Source organism: Rathayibacter sp. Leaf248, assembly GCF_920939495.1.
In the GTDB taxonomy this organism is placed as follows: domain Bacteria; phylum Actinomycetota; class Actinomycetes; order Actinomycetales; family Microbacteriaceae; genus Rathayibacter; species Rathayibacter caricis.
The window spans coordinates 548372-560794 of sequence record NZ_CAKLAV010000001.1 but is presented as its reverse complement, the minus strand read 5'-3'; the positions used below and the strand labels follow the sequence as shown (position 1 = coordinate 560794).

Here is a 12423-nt window from a genome sequence, read left to right as displayed (position 1 = left end):
AGAGGGTGACCCTCCCGAAGCAACTGTACGAGACTACTACATCCGCGAGGCGAACTCGTCCACGACGGCGGCCGACACGGCCTGGACATCGGCGGTCGACGGACCCGGCTCGGCGACGAACGCGGCCCGGCGGTAGTACCGGAGCTCGCGGATGCTCTCGAGGATGTCGGCGAGGGCCCGGTGCCCGCCGTGCTTGGCGGGGGCGTTGAAGTAGATGCGCGGGTACCAGCGCCGCGCGAGCTCCTTGATGGAGGAGACGTCGACGTTGCGGTAGTGCAGGTGCCCGTCGAGGCGGGGCATGAACTTGGCGAGGAAGGCGCGGTCGGTGCCGATCGTGTTGCCGGCGAGGGGAGCGTGCTGCTCGCTCGGCACGTGCTTCAGCACGTACTCGAGGACCTGGTACTCGGCCTCGGCGACGCTGACTCCGGAGGGGATCTCCTCGAGCAGCCCCGAGGTCTCGTGCATCGTGCGGACGAAGTCGCCCATGTGCTCGAGCGCCGACGCGTCGGGCTTGATGACGATCGAGAGGCCCTCGTCGAGGGGCTCGAGATCGAAGTCCGTGACCACGACGGCGATCTCGACGAGCTCGTCGACCGAGAGGTCGAGTCCCGTCATCTCGCAGTCGATCCAGACAAGACGGTCGGGGGCGCTACTCATGCGGGGCAGTCTATCCGCGGCCACCGACGCGCCGCGGGCGGCTCGGCCGGGCCTCGTACACTCGTTCTCCGTGATGACCCTCGTCTGCTGGATGCTGATCGCCAACGCCGTCTGGAACGCGGTGGTCTGGCCGCCCTTCCTCCGTCGCGTGCGGAAGGACCCCCGAGCCCGCGATGCGGACGGGCGCGCGACGACCTTCCTCCGGGTGCACTCGATCCTGATCGGGATCTCACTGCTGCTCGCGGCCGTCTCGCTCGTCGTCGGCGTGGTCGGGCTCGTCCGGGGCTGACCGCCCGGGTCGGTCCCGCGTCGCTCCCGACCCGCCGACGCTGTCCCGGTACTCTGGACGACGGACGCCCCCGTAGCTCAGCGGATAGAGCAGGAGCCTTCTAATCTCTTGGTCGCAGGTTCGATTCCTGCCGGGGGCACGCATCTACTGGCATCTGAGACCATCAGCATTGCTCTGAAACCGGCGGGCCAACGTTTACTCGACGAAAACCAGCACGAGGACGGGACCGGCCGCCATCGAGCGCAGGCGCCCTTGCACGTAGGGCTGATGAGAAGAGGTTCCGGATGGTCGGATGGACGGGTGAGAACCGATCGATACGTTTTGGGCTAGATGACCAGCTCGAAGCGCATTTCAGGACGAGCTTGCACCGGCACTGTCGGCGTTTCATGTCGGCGATCGAATCGCTCGAACAGGCGCTAGGGAGCGTGGGCAGCCGCAGCGACGATGTTTGGGATGCAGCGCAACGAGCCTTGACCGAAGTCGGGATGATGTCGAAGGTGTTGTGGCCAGTCGACCGCAAAGACCGAGCTCGCGGTGTTCTTCTGCGGGAGTCCATCGGCGTTCCGTTGTCGTCGATGCTGTCTGACCGAGCGGTTCGCAACGCTTTGGAGCATGCCGACGAGCGCCTCCAAGATTGGTACAACAGCAGCACGCGGCGGAACTACACGACGCTGATCGGTCCTCGTTCTCTTGTGGGCGGAATGGAAGACTCGGACGTAGTTCTTCACTACGACGAAAATCACTTCCTCCATGCCTGGGGTGAATCTGTCGACATGCGCGCGCTGCACCGCGAAGTTCGGACTTTGATGGACACACTCGAGTTCCAGGAGCAAGCGAATCCTCGTAGTAGTCGCTTTAGATTGTTCCGTTAGTTCTCGGGGTGAGCTCTAGGAGCTACGTCGAGGTCGGGCATCAGTGGCGTCGCCCGCCGCGGCCGCGCAGCTGCCCCTCGGTGTCGCCCTCCCAGACGTACATGTACCGGCCGGTGGTCGGGTTCGTCACGACTTCCCCGCCGCGCCAGAGGAGCAGCCAGGGCGCTTCCTCACCGTGGTCGCGGTACGCCTCGACGGCGGAGTCGAGGTAGCCGGTCGGCCGGTGGGGGTGGTTCGGGTCGTACTTCGTTCCCATCAGACCATCGTCGGGCTGACCACCGACATCAGCGGGTCGAGCTGCGCCAGGTGAGGAACGCGCGCGCCGCGTCCGGTAGCGTGTCGCCGCCGCCGACCACGAGCTCGTCACGAGTGACGCACACGAAGGTCGGGACGCCGGCGTAGTCGACGAGGCGGATCCACCCGAGCTCCTCGCGCTTGTCGCCCATCCGCCACTCGCCGGGCGTGATCGAACGGGAGACCATGCTCATCGGGGTCCAGTGGTGCGACATCACGGTGAGGCTAGACGGCCCTACCGACACCAGCTCAGGCCTTCGCGGGCGTAGGAGAGATGGCGCGCTGCCACCGGCCCGGCATCCGGAACGCGAAACGCAACGGGGTGCGGAGGGCGAGGCGGTAGATCACGAGGCACAGGACGGCGATCACGGCGGGGCCGACGATCGGCGCGGCCGCCGCGGCTGCGGGAGACTCGAGCGCAGTCGTCCAGTCGATGAACGACGCGGCGACCATCACGATCGGGAAGTGGAGGACGTAGATCGGAAGCGTGCTCCGGCCCACCCGGCTCAGCACCCGTCGGACCGGCGCCACACGGCAGACGAGCACGACGGCCAAGAGCCCAGCGCTCAGAGCGGCAGCGTCACGCGCGACGAAGAGAACGGCGTTCGCGAGCGGCACCTCGACGACCTGCTCGAGCACGAAGAAGACTGCGAAGACCCCGCCCGACACGACTGCACGGATCGGTGTCGCCCGGCCCGCCTGCTGCTCGATCAGCGGTCGGAGGTAGACGCCGGCCGCGAAGAAGAGGAAGTAGTAGGGCACGCGGGCCCACAGCTCGAAGCCGAGGACCGCCTGCGCCGTGGTCGAGAGGACGGCCAGTGCGGCGAGAACGTAGGCGGGCCGGGCGCGGGGGAGTGAGCAGAGGATGGCGGTGTAGACGGCCAGCGCGAGGATGAACCAGAGCGGCGTGTCAGGGATGAGGAGCTGGCCGAGGAAGTCACCCGGGCTCGTGATCCTGTCGGTGTTGACGGCGAGTGGGATGAGAGAGATGAGGCCGTAGGCGACGAGCCAGACCACGTAGAGGTAGTAGGAGCTCGCGACGCGTGCGGCATTCGATCGGTCGCTCCACCCCGCGCGGACTCGGCGGGAGACGACGAAGCCCGACACGGCGAAGAGGAGCGGCATTCGGAAGGCCGCGAGTGCCGCGCCGAGCAGAGACCACCCGGTCGTGACCGGTCCGGCAGGCGCGGCCGGTTCGAAGATCACGATGATGAAGTGGAACATGACGACAGCGAGGACGCATCCGCCGCGGGCTGCGTCGATCCACGGGATCCGCTTGCTTGCTGTCTGGTTCCCGCTCATAGAGCTGAACGATAGCTGTCGGGTACCTCCCCCGCCACCAACGACGAAACGCCCCCACCCTGCCGCCGAAGCGGAGGGTGGGGGCGTTGCCGTGTTGTCAGGCCGCTCGCATGACGACCAGCGGTGCGACGTCCGTGAGGCCGCCGGGCGCGAAGGTCGAGTTGAACGGCAGCGTGAAGCCGTTCACCTCGATGCCGGTCGTGTACGTCGCCGAGGAGAGCATCGTGTCGATGTCCGTGGAACGGAAGCCGAGGAACGGCGTCCTCCCCAGCGCCGTCCCGGCTCGGATGACCGGCAGTGTGGCCGGGCCGGACGGGACGACGCCGCCGACGTAGAAGCGCTGCCCCTCACGGACGCGGAAGTTCGCGGCCAGGCTCTTCGTGCCCGTCGTCGAGCAGTCGACTGCCGTCGACGTGAAGTGTGGGACGAGCTTGTCGCCCTCGTACCGCAGCACCATGACGTAGAACGTGGCCGACGAGGAGCCCGCCGTCGTCACCGAGATCGAGACCTGGTCGACGAGCCCGGACGCAGGTGCGACCCACTCGAGGCCACGGAACCGATCCACAGCGGACGCTGCCACCAGCGTGGTGCGGGTCGAAGCGCCCGGCATGTAGAGCCGGCCGGCCAGCAGACTTCCCGACTGGTTCCCGTCCGCGCGCAGAGATTCGATCTGACCCGTGACCGACGCCACCTTGCCCGCCGTAGAGCCGTGCTGCCGCTCGAGTGCCGACAGCCGTGAGTCGACCGTCGCGGTCCGGGCTGCGACGAACGCCTGCATCGCGGCCAGCCGATCCTTCTGCGGAACGGCGAGCACGTCCGCGGCGAGCGGCAGCCAGACGCTGCTGTCCTCCGCGCCCTGCGCCTGCACCCACTCGGCCGCCTGCTCGAGCTTCTGCGGCTGCTCGTAGGCGATCTCCCCGCCGGGCGCGAGAGCGATCACGTTGCGGTACAGGTTGAGGCCCTCGGGCACCGAGTAGTTCGTGTTCCCGAACCGTCGGGCGAAGACGTGGCGGGTAGCTCCGACGAAGGTGTTGTCGAAGATGTTGAGGTCGTGCCCGCCGGGGACCGGGTCGAAGTCGTAGGACAGGATGTCCGCGGACTTGTAGTCGGCGCCCCACGAGTAGCCGGCGAAGTAGACCGTGTTGTCGTGGATGTTGACCCGCTGGTAGCCGACGAGGGTGCCGCCCTGCTCGGTGTTGAACCAGTGCTCGAACCCCTGGGCCGCGCGGACGATCGTGTTTCCGGCGACCTCGACGTCCTGCCAGCCGTTCGATCCGCCGGGGTACGACTTGCCCTGAGCGGTCCAGCCGACGTCGAACACGTCTTCGGCGTAGTTGTTGAGCACGGCGATGCGCGATCCGGAGATGTAGGCCTGCCACGCGTTGCCGGCGCGGGTGCCTGGTCCGTGCTCGGCGCCGCCGATGCGTCGGAGGACGAGCCCGACGGTCGACCAGTCGTTGCGTTCGATGGCGGAGACGCCCATGCCGCCGGCGCCGACGATCTCGAGGTTGGTGAAGGTGGTGTTCACGCCGGGTTCGATGCCGTTGCAGTTGACGGAGATGCGCAGGTCGTCGGTGATGCTGGCCGGGTTCCCGTCCGCGCGCACGTAGGCGTACGTGGCGTCGCAGGCGTACGACCAGAGGCGCTGGTTGCCGAGCTCGCCGATCGTGTACACGCTGCGGTGGCCCTTGAGCTGTCCGTCGACGTAGAGGTGTGCGACGTTGGTCGAGGGCTCGGAGGAGTTGCCGGTGATGCCGGGCGCGCCTGCGGTGATGTTCGCCTTCCACACTCCGGCGGCATGCGGTGTCCACGAGGCGGGGTCGTTCGCGATCTTGTAGAGGTCGAAGACAGGCATGCTGTCGCCCCACTGGTCGAAGACCAGCCGGGTCGTGCCGCGCAGGGCCACCGGCGTCGCAGCCTTGATCCCTCCCGGGATGTGGATGTCGCCGCGGCCGGCTGCGACCACCAGGTCACCGCGGCCGATCTTCCCTGCGGCGATCAGAGCGTTCACCGGTGCGACGGTCTTGAACGGGAAGTAGATCGACGTTCCGACGTTCGTGTCCGAACCGGCGAGTGGGTCGATGCGGTAGATGCTCACAGTGCGCTCCACTTCTTCGGCAGGACGGCCGCCAGGCCGAGCATGCTCATGCTGAGCGGCGAGCTCGCAGGCGCGGGCAGCTGGGCAGCCGGAATGCGCGCGTCGGCGTCGAGACCGGCGACACCGTTGGGCTCGCCGATCATGTCGGGCGGGATCGCTCGGAAGGTCTCGGTCATGACGTCGCTCCGATCGTGATGGTGAGGAAGCCGTCGAGGTCTCGCCTCACGGTGAACCCGCCGGACGCCGCCTGCTCGGCCGCATCCCGTGCCTGATCGCGGTAGGCGCGAGCGGCATCCCGCGCGTCGATCGCGTCCTGCGCGGACGGGAGGAACGTGAGGTCCTTCGCGCCGACCTCGCCGGACCGGACCAGGTCAGTGACCGCGACTCGCCGGTCGTCGGGGATGACGGGCGGCAGCCGGTACAGCCCCTCCTCCGACGTTGCCCCGGGGATGTCGAGCTCGGTGTGGAACCCTGCGGATCCTGGCGGGATCTCGAGGGTCACTTCGCTGACCTCTTCGTTCCCGAGCAGCCACCTTCCGCGTTCGATCCGCAGCACGGTTGGCGCTCGGGTGACGATGCGGTCCTGGTTCGGGAAGGTGACGCGCTGGGAGATCGAGTAGCGGCCGTTGCTGACCTTCTGCTTCGTCGCGTCCACGTACCCACCCGGCGGCAGGAGCAACGTGATGGTGCCCGTGTACGTCTCTGCCGGCGCGGTGATGAAGATCGCGCGCGGCGCCGAGTCCGCCCAGTTGCCGCGAGAGTCGGTCGCGCGAACGACGAACTGCAGGGTGTAGTCGTCGCCGGTGATCGCCGCGAGGAGCGTGTCGCGCGGGATGTCGACGAACCAGCCGCCGCCCGGGTTGAGCGGCTCCATCGCGACGATGAGGCGCTTGCTGTCAGCGTCCCGAACCTCGACCGAGGAGACGGGCGAGGAGGCGTCGTAGGCGCTGGCAGTGACTCGGAGGAAATCCGGCACCACCGTGCCCTCGTTCGGCTCCACGATGACGACCACGGGCGGCGTGATGTCATCGCCGACGACGGGCGCGATCGACACCTCGATGGGTTCCGACCAGGACACGTTGCCGGTCCAGTCGACGGCGCGGATCCGGTACGACAGCAGCCCGATCGCGCGGAGCCGCTCGAGGTCGATGTCGACGCCCCACAGGTCACCGCCGAGGGGGCTGGCCGCCTCGATGGGGGTCTCGCCCCAGTAGATCGATGCGGCCGCGACTCCGGACTCGGAGTCGGACACGTCGAACCGGAACGCGACCATCGGCCCGACCAGCTCGCCCGCCTGAGGCATTCCGGGGACGATGGTCGGCGCAGCGCCATCGCGGAGAGTCGATGCGGTGACGGGCGCGGACGGCTGCGAGAAGGTCCCGTCACTGCCCTTCGCGATGACGTAGCCGGTGTGCGTGCTGCCCGGCGCGGTCGCGAGCTCGTACGAGCTGCCGTCCACCTCGATCGCCGGCTGGTTGTCGATGACCAGGAGGTAGCCGTCGATGCTGCCGGTCGCACCGAACCAGGAGAACGTGATCGTCGTGTAGGTGACGGTCGGCGCTGCCATGGTCGGAGGCGTCACGGTGACGGGCGGGGTGCCCGAGACTTCGTAGACCTGCGTCCCGACGAGGAACAGGTCTCCGACTGCGGCGTCTTCGGGGATGGCGTCCACGGAGGCGAGCTTCCGCAGGGGAGGCTCGCCTCCGGAGATGTGACCGAACGCCCCCGTCGACATCGTCAGGACGAGGTCTCCGGGCGCCAGGGTGGCGGGTATCTCGTCGACGGTGTCGGCGACGACGACGGGGATGTCGGTCACGGTCAGCTCCTCACTAGGCGGCGACCCACGAGGAGCCGTTGTACTTCTTGGACGAGAAGCCGTTGCTGGTGTCGTCCCAGCGGTCGCCGGTCAGCGGCGGCTTCGGCTCGGTGGAGCCGACGGAGTGCCACGGGGGCGAGCCGATGAGGCGCAGCATGGTGAGCGTTCCGCCGTTGCCGTGGTAGGGAAGCTCGGCGGTGGACCCGTGCACGATCGGCTTCGGTCCGCGTCGGATCGACGGGGAACCCGACTTGAGGTGGATCAGTCCGGCGGGCGAGTTGTCCTGCTCGTAGACGGTGACCTTGCCGATGTGCAGGTAGTTCTGCCCGAACGAGGCGTTCGTGCCGGAGGATGCGCCCTGCACCCAGATGCCGCGAGCGAGCAGGCCCGACGAGGGCGCGCCGGATCCGCGGTAGTCGAACACGACGTCGTCGATCAGGTACTCGGCCGATGAGCCGGACCCGCGCGGCAGCGAGTTGATGCCGATCGCCGCGAAGTTCATGCCCTTCAACGTGAGGCGCCGGAGGTCCGCGTTGTGACCGGCCGTGCTCACACCGACTTGGTCGAAGCCGTTCGGTCGGAACGTCTCGGCGGCCTCGTCGATGGTGTTCTGCTCGAGCGTGGCGAACTCGATGCGGAGGTCCTCGACGACGGACGAGAACCGAGTCGAGTCCGATGGGTACGTCTCTCCGAGGTCGACACCCACCTTCTGGATCCCGATCATCGTTCCCTGACGGACGATGGACCGGGAGTGGAGCCCGTCGTACGTGTAGCCCTTCTCCGAAATCTGCACGCCCACCGCGGCGCCGATGATCGTGAAGCGCTCGATGATCGTGCCGGTCCCGCGGGAGGAGATGCCCTTCGACGGCGAGTCCTTCCGGCCGGCGGCGCCGGAGAAGTCGACGGTGATGTCCGAGAAGTGGGCGCCGTGCACGCCGGGGTGCGTGTCGTAGGGGTGCGCCCACGTGCCGGAGGCGTCGCCGTGGATCTTCGGGAAGCGGCCCTTGCCGGCCGACGCGAGGTACGAGTAGGCGTCGGCGACCGCGTAGTTCCCCATCGACCCGTAGATGTACGAGTTGGTGGTGAACAGGTGCCGGGCGTTCGTCCCGCCGATGCGGAACTTCCCCTTGTAGGAGGCGGCGCCGTACTCGTAGTTGTAGCCGTAGGCGCCCTGCTGGTCGTAGCCGTTGTCGCCCTGGGTGGCGTCGTTCGGCTGCAGGATCGTGTTCGATTCGACGTCGGCGTTCGCCATGGCGACGCCGATGACGCCCGCCTGGTAGGAGCCGCGGACGGTGTACCGCAGGCGCGCGTTGGGGCGGCCTCCGAGGATCACCGAGGGACGCCGCTGCGCCTGGTCGATCATCGCGTCGGGATCGGTCGACGTCGGGAGCGTGTCGAGGGTCATTCCCTCGATGTCGGTGACGCGCTCCTTGTAGATGTCGAGGTAGAGGTTCGCCGTGGTGAACGTGTCCTCGAAGAGGTCCTTCAGGAGGATCGCGCCTACGTCTGCGATCGTGCCCGCCGTGGGCGCAGTCGAGGACTTCGACCCGACGCGGATCTCCTCGCCCTTCGTGAAAGCGCCTGTGAGGCTCTTCAGGACCATCTTCCCGGCGGTGAGCGTGTCGGGCGCGTACGCGGCGACGTGGCCGATGGCGCCGGAGGTGACGCCGTAGATCATGTCGCCCTCGCGCGGGCCCAGGCCGCCCTTCGTGACCGGGTAGTAGACGCCGAGGAACTGCGTGCCGGACGCCTTCAGGGGGCCCTGCGAGTCGGAGGACACGGTCTTCCACGTGTACCGCTGCGATGAGGAGTAGACGCGGCCGTAGGCGCCGACCTTGATCTTCGCGAGCGTCGTCTGCGCGGTGGGGACGAGGACGGTGAGCAGCTGCTTCCCGGACGGGTTGCGCTCGAGACCCTGCACGAACGCGGACGTCACGGAGGACAGCGCGTACCGGTCGGGGAGCTCGACGGCGGATAGCACCGGGGTCGCGCCGACGGAGTCGTAGAGCGTGAACTTCCCGTACCAGCGGATGTCCTGACCGCGAGCGGAGACGCCGGACGCGCAGTTGAAGTGCCCGTTCAGCACGACGGGCAGTCCGCGCTCGGACGCGTAGTCCTGCGCGGCCTGGATGGCGGCGGACGCATCCTTGCTGAGGTCCGCGAGCGAACCGGTGGCGCCGAACTGCTGCGGCGTGACGAAGCCGTACGCAGAAGCGAGGCCCGCCCAGTCGTAGTCGGCGGTCGCGGCCGACCCCTTCATGAGGAACTGCTTGCTCGTGCCGCCGGAGGGGACGTTTCCGGTCGCGCCGCCGACGTTGCGCCAGACGCCGTCCTCGAAGAGAACCTTCGTCGTGCTGCCGGCGGTGGCGCCGGTGCCGAGCTGACTCGGCGGCACGAGGCCGTTGACCTTGTCCGCCTTGCCGCCTGCGAGGGCAGCGAGACCGGTGACCTTGGACGAGTCGACCTCGGAGATCTGCGCGCTGGTGATCGTGTTGTCGGCGATCTTCGCCCCAGTCACTGCCTTCGCCTGCAGGTGGCTGGTCTGCACGGACCCGTCGGTCAGCCCGGTGCCGGTGCCGCCCGTGCCGTCAGCTCCCTTCGGGATGCCGAAGCTGATTGTGTAGACGTTGTCGACGCTCGTCGCGGAGGCGGTGGCCTGGGTGCCGGCGGCGAGGGTGGTGACCGTGCCGATCTGGATGGTGGGAGTGGCCCCATCGTCGCCGGGTTCGCCGTCCTCGCCCTTGAGCGAGGCGATGAACTCGGCTTCCGAGCCCGTGAAGAGCCCCAAGCGGACGGCGATGTCGTAGGCGGAAGGACCCTTCAGGTCCGCGAGTGTGGTGGTGCTGACGGCCATGAGGGCTCCTTCGGAGAAGCGGGTACGCAAAAGCCCCCGCCTGTTTGGGCGGGGGCCGGAGGGGTAGTGGAGGGGTGCGCTACTCGGCGCGGTGGCGGCCGATGGACTGCAGCGCGGACGATGTGCCGGTCGGCTTCCAGAGCCCGTAGTGGATGCCCACAGCGACGAGGAACGTCGCGACGCCCGAGAACACACCGGCCGCGAGGTCGTAGCTGACGCCCGCGTTCAGCGCCGCGAGGAGCTCCGTGCCGAGGCCGGAAGCGAACGCGAGGACCGCCAGGAGGATCGCCTTCGCCGACGCCGAGGTGGCGCGGGTGGTGACGAGGCCAACGAGCAGCGGCAGGACGATGGACACGAGCAGGCTGAGCAGCTGCGGCCAGGTGGGGTCGAACATGATCACGAGGTAGTTCCTTCCGAGGTGGTGGAGAGTCGAGTGGGTGGACGGACGCGCCAGCGAGGGCGCTCGGGCGGTCCGGGCGGATTCGGGATCAGCGGCTCGAGGAGCTGGATGTGCCGGTTCTGCTCGTCGATGACTTCACCGAGGTAGTCCATGCGCTCGGCCTGCTCGCGGAGCTGCTTCTCCTGACGGTCACGGATGTCGTTCGACCGGCGGAGCTCCTCACGGAGATCGACGAGGAGCTGGTTGCCGATGCGCTCGACAATCTCCTCGCGTGAGAGACCCATCTCGTCGATCTTGCGAGCGGCCGCGGCGCGCTCTTCCTCGGCGGCTCGGACGAGCGCGGCGTCCTCGAGCTTCACCTTCCGCTTCCAGGTGCGCCACACGACGATGCCGCCGGACACGGTGACGAGTGCACCGATCGCGGAGACCGCGGTGCCCGCCACGCGGAGGATCTCGTCGAGGGTCACCGGTCGCTCACCATCGCCGCAGCGTCGCGCGCTGCCTGGCGCTTCTGCTTCTTGAGCGCGGTCTCCTTCGCCCACTTGTTGATGAGGTCGGGGAACCGCTTGATGACGACCGCGATCGGGATGATGACCCCGCCGACGACGTAGAGCCGGCCGCCGCCGACGTCGTCGCCGAACTCGGCGAACACGAGGATCAGGAGCGTGAGCTCGTAGGCGATGAGGCCACCGCCGATGAACAGCTTCGCGATCATCTCGAGCGGCCACAGCTTCGGGATGACGACCCCGACGAGGGCGACCGCGCCGAGGGCGATGAGGGCGTAGCAGAGGGCGTCGACCATCCAGGCGGGGAGGATCTCTTCGAGCGCGGGGACTGATCCGATGGCGCCGCCGACGCCGACGAGCATGAACGCGAAGTCGACGACGACGAGGTCCCAGCGGAGTGGTTCACGGGGCTGGACGGGGGTCTCCGTCATGAGTCCTCCTCTCAGAGGAGAGGAGTCAGGACGCGAGGCTCGCCGCGAGGGTGGACGGGATCGCTGCGAAGTCGTCTTTCAGCGCCTGGTCGACCTTCTCGGCGATGAGGTCGGTGAGGCCCTGCGGGTCGACGCCCTGCGCGAGGGCGAGCGTCTGCACCGCGGCCGTGAGCGCCGTGATCCGGGCGTCGACTCCGCCGAGGATGACGCGGGTGTGGTCCGCGAGGATGCCCATGGTTACCGGCTGCGGCTCGCCCTTCTCGTTGACCAGGACGGTCGAGGGGAACGGCTGGTCGCGCGAGCCGGCGGCGGCGACCTTGGCGGCCTCGGCGGCCGCCGTGACGTGGACGAAGAGGTGGTTGAGCAGGGTGCTGATGTACACCGTCTGCTTGCCCCCTCGGAGGTCGTCGATCTCGATCTTGTCGGACAGCTGCATGTCGTACTCCTCGGGGGGTGCGGTGACGGTGGTGGCCCCGCCGCCGGTGGCGACGAGGTAGAGGGCGGGGTCGACCTGGCGGCCGTTCTTGCGCAGTTCCTGGTGGCAGTGGACGAACTTGGTCCCGGTGTTGCCCATGACGCCGATCTCTTCGGCCTGCTCGACCCACTCGCCGACCTTCGCGAGGAACTCGGCGAGGTGGGCGATGAGGGTCTCCCAGTGGTCGCCGTTCTCGTCGTAGCCGTGGTCGATGACGATGCGGTTTCCGTAGGTCCCGTACCAGCCGGCGACGGTGACCGTCCCGGCGGCGGGTGCGACGATGCGGAGGTCGTCCTTCGTGGCGTTGCCGTGGCCCCAGTCGGTGCCGCCGTGGCTCTTCACATTGGCGCCGGGGACGTTCTTCGCGCCGAACGGGCTGGTCATGCGGCCTCGAGCCGCCTTGATGATGCGCATGCGCGGCTCCTCAGT

14 protein-coding genes and 1 tRNA gene are annotated in these 12423 nt (G+C 68.2%); 3 read left to right on the top strand and 12 right to left on the bottom strand.

Annotated features, from left to right (window positions below; genetic code table 11):
- Positions 1-36: 36 nt before the first annotated feature.
- Positions 37-657, bottom strand: a complete 621-nt coding sequence (gene orn, locus LRG51_RS02875; protein WP_055792465.1) for an oligoribonuclease — start codon at positions 655-657, stop codon at positions 37-39.
- Positions 658-730: 73 nt separating this feature from the next.
- Here orn and LRG51_RS02870 point away from each other — a divergent pair, with 73 nt between their 5' ends.
- The 3 genes from LRG51_RS02870 (at position 731) to LRG51_RS02860 (ending at position 1818) form a co-directional block, all read left to right on the top strand.
- Positions 731-946, top strand: a complete 216-nt coding sequence (locus LRG51_RS02870) for an SCO4848 family membrane protein (protein ID WP_442965581.1) — start codon at positions 731-733, stop codon at positions 944-946.
- Positions 947-1012: 66 nt separating this feature from the next.
- A tRNA-Arg gene (locus LRG51_RS02865) sits at positions 1013-1085 on the top strand.
- A gap of 145 nt (positions 1086-1230) precedes the next feature.
- Complete coding sequence (locus tag LRG51_RS02860; protein WP_230671065.1) at positions 1231-1818, top strand: hypothetical protein; 588 nt, start codon at positions 1231-1233, stop codon at positions 1816-1818.
- A 40-nt stretch (positions 1819-1858) separates the two neighbouring features.
- On the opposite strand, the gene LRG51_RS02855 is transcribed toward LRG51_RS02860, so the two are convergent.
- From LRG51_RS02855 to LRG51_RS02805, 11 genes are all read right to left on the bottom strand, one after another.
- Positions 1859-2074, bottom strand: a complete 216-nt coding sequence (locus LRG51_RS02855; RefSeq protein ID WP_230671063.1) for a hypothetical protein — start codon at positions 2072-2074, stop codon at positions 1859-1861.
- 28 nt (positions 2075-2102) lie between these two features.
- The gene (locus LRG51_RS02850) at positions 2103-2327 is read right to left on the bottom strand and encodes a hypothetical protein (protein ID WP_230671062.1); all 225 of its coding nucleotides are present in this window, start codon (positions 2325-2327) and stop codon (positions 2103-2105) included.
- Positions 2328-2361: 34 nt separating this feature from the next.
- The gene (locus tag LRG51_RS02845; protein WP_230671060.1) at positions 2362-3414 is read right to left on the bottom strand and encodes an acyltransferase family protein; all 1053 of its coding nucleotides are present in this window, start codon (positions 3412-3414) and stop codon (positions 2362-2364) included.
- 97 nt (positions 3415-3511) lie between these two features.
- A complete protein-coding gene (locus tag LRG51_RS02840; protein WP_230671058.1) occupies positions 3512-5512 on the bottom strand; it encodes a hypothetical protein in 2001 nt (666 codons plus the stop codon).
- Positions 5509-5688, bottom strand: coding sequence for a hypothetical protein (locus LRG51_RS02835; RefSeq protein WP_055787254.1), 180 nt, complete (start codon positions 5686-5688; stop codon positions 5509-5511). Before LRG51_RS02835 ends, LRG51_RS02840 begins: the two co-directional genes overlap by 4 nt.
- On the bottom strand, positions 5685-7328 hold the full coding sequence (locus tag LRG51_RS02830) for a hypothetical protein (RefSeq protein WP_230671056.1): 1644 nt from the start codon (positions 7326-7328) through the stop codon (positions 5685-5687). Before LRG51_RS02830 ends, LRG51_RS02835 begins: the two co-directional genes overlap by 4 nt.
- Positions 7329-7341: 13 nt before the next feature.
- Positions 7342-10182, bottom strand: coding sequence for a hypothetical protein (locus LRG51_RS02825; protein ID WP_230671054.1), 2841 nt, complete (start codon positions 10180-10182; stop codon positions 7342-7344).
- Between the two features lie 79 nt (positions 10183-10261).
- Positions 10262-10582 (bottom strand): hypothetical protein, encoded by a 321-nt coding sequence (locus LRG51_RS02820; RefSeq protein ID WP_230671052.1) that lies wholly within the window; start codon positions 10580-10582, stop codon positions 10262-10264.
- Complete coding sequence (locus LRG51_RS02815) at positions 10579-11049, bottom strand: hypothetical protein (protein WP_230671050.1); 471 nt, start codon at positions 11047-11049, stop codon at positions 10579-10581. The genes LRG51_RS02820 and LRG51_RS02815 overlap by 4 nt, the downstream gene beginning before the upstream one ends.
- Positions 11046-11519: a hypothetical protein gene (locus tag LRG51_RS02810; protein WP_230671048.1), complete on the bottom strand. Its 474-nt coding sequence runs from the start codon at positions 11517-11519 to the stop codon at positions 11046-11048. Before LRG51_RS02810 ends, LRG51_RS02815 begins: the two co-directional genes overlap by 4 nt.
- A gap of 25 nt (positions 11520-11544) precedes the next feature.
- Positions 11545-12408, bottom strand: a complete 864-nt coding sequence (locus tag LRG51_RS02805; RefSeq protein WP_230671046.1) for a M23 family metallopeptidase — start codon at positions 12406-12408, stop codon at positions 11545-11547.
- Positions 12409-12423 lie beyond the last annotated feature (15 nt).

Coding starts and splice junctions, on each gene's coding strand:
- orn (WP_055792465.1), bottom strand. CDS start 657: ATGAGTAGCGCCCCCGACCGTCTTGTCTGGATCGACTGCGAGATGACG.
- LRG51_RS02870 (WP_442965581.1), top strand. CDS start 731: ATGACCCTCGTCTGCTGGATGCTGATCGCCAACGCCGTCTGGAACGCG.
- LRG51_RS02860 (WP_230671065.1), top strand. CDS start 1,231: ATGGTCGGATGGACGGGTGAGAACCGATCGATACGTTTTGGGCTAGAT.
- LRG51_RS02855 (WP_230671063.1), bottom strand. CDS start 2,074: ATGGGAACGAAGTACGACCCGAACCACCCCCACCGGCCGACCGGCTAC.
- LRG51_RS02850 (WP_230671062.1), bottom strand. CDS start 2,327: ATGTCGCACCACTGGACCCCGATGAGCATGGTCTCCCGTTCGATCACG.
- LRG51_RS02845 (WP_230671060.1), bottom strand. CDS start 3,414: ATGAGCGGGAACCAGACAGCAAGCAAGCGGATCCCGTGGATCGACGCA.
- LRG51_RS02835 (WP_055787254.1), bottom strand. CDS start 5,688: ATGACCGAGACCTTCCGAGCGATCCCGCCCGACATGATCGGCGAGCCC.
- LRG51_RS02825 (WP_230671054.1), bottom strand. CDS start 10,182: ATGGCCGTCAGCACCACCACACTCGCGGACCTGAAGGGTCCTTCCGCC.
- LRG51_RS02810 (WP_230671048.1), bottom strand. CDS start 11,519: ATGACGGAGACCCCCGTCCAGCCCCGTGAACCACTCCGCTGGGACCTC.
- LRG51_RS02805 (WP_230671046.1), bottom strand. CDS start 12,408: ATGCGCATCATCAAGGCGGCTCGAGGCCGCATGACCAGCCCGTTCGGC.